Below are 576 nucleotides of genomic sequence, written 5' to 3'. Positions count from 1 at the left end.
CCTATGGGAAGTATGACAAGGACGGAGACGATGCGGTGCGGATCGGGAAACGTGACCGGCTTGCGCGCGAGTGCCTAGAAGATGCCGTTGTTAACGTGCAGCTTCGCTGTAACGCCACAATCATTAACTACGCGCGTCAGGTTGCGCGCACCTTTATCTAAGGGGCTGAAAAATGCGCGAATGGTTGCGTGATAATATATGGGTGCTGCTGTTGATTGGCGGTATGTTCGCGGTCTGGACCGGGGAATTTTGGATGGTGCAGAGCGTGCACTGGTGGAAATTTCACGCGGGCGCATTCTTTGGTCCGGGCTATATCGTGATCGCGATGGGCGCGCACCTGATTCTACGTGATTCGGCGTTGACTCGCGACAGTCTGCGCCGCGCGTACGATGAAGGTTTCACAGACTACCGGGATTGATACCGGAACTAATAACCCTTGGCCTACAGGGGTTATTGTTGACGGCTCAAACCAAACCCCGTAAGATTCACACATACCGCACTGAGCGGGATTAACCACTAGAGGCAAATATGGCAACCTACCTTAACCTGAAAATCGGCGCGGCTCGTCGTCTGGCC

1 protein-coding gene is annotated in these 576 nt (G+C 54.3%); it reads left to right on the top strand.

Annotated features, from left to right (window positions below; all coding sequences use genetic code 11):
- Positions 1 to 172 precede the first annotated feature (172 nt).
- Positions 173 to 418, top strand: coding sequence for a hypothetical protein (locus AC1RPW_RS07840; RefSeq protein WP_481769418.1), 246 nt, complete (start codon positions 173 to 175; stop codon positions 416 to 418).
- Positions 419 to 576 lie beyond the last annotated feature (158 nt).

The sequence above is a fragment of the Dellaglioa sp. CoH-55-MRSF-8 genome (genome assembly GCF_056782195.1).
This window is presented reverse-complemented; position numbering and strand designations above follow the sequence as displayed.

Coding starts and splice junctions, on each gene's coding strand:
- AC1RPW_RS07840 (WP_481769418.1), top strand. CDS start 173: ATGCGCGAATGGTTGCGTGATAATATATGGGTGCTGCTGTTGATTGGC.